The organism is Pseudoalteromonas sp. NBT06-2 (genome assembly GCF_002276045.1).
GTDB lineage: Bacteria > Pseudomonadota > Gammaproteobacteria > Enterobacterales > Alteromonadaceae > Pseudoalteromonas.
Map to the genome: position 1 here is coordinate 1 of NZ_NQMR01000435.1, position 392 is coordinate 392.

Below are 392 nucleotides of genomic sequence, written 5' to 3' on the forward strand. Positions count from 1 at the left end.
TTTTTAGGGTACTGTGACGGTAACTTCATTTGCTGATGTTGGTTGATTGCCTCTAACATTTTTGCTCGCCAGACTTTTGCGAGTGTAAATTCATTAAATAGAAACTGCTTATTACCTTTATGCCATTGGTTTTTATCAGCATCATAATAGCCACATGGCATGATGACATGAATGTGTGGATGCAAATCACGACGACGGTTGTGGGTATGTAATACCATAGTGAAACCAATGTCAGCTTTAAACTGTTGTTTAGCAAACCCTTTGAGTACATTGGTCACCATTTTAAACATCTTTTGATATAAAGCTTTTGGCTGATATTGCGCTAATGCTCTAAACTCAAAAGGTAAAGTACATGCGACCATAAAATAATGTTCTGGTCAACTCAAACCGCA

General features: G+C 37.2%; 1 pseudogene. It reads right to left on the minus strand.

The features are described 5' to 3' along the window. Positions 1-377 (minus strand): annotated as a pseudogene (locus CJF42_RS26425) (IS91 family transposase); the annotation flags it as partial. Positions 378-392: the final 15 nt, after the last annotated feature.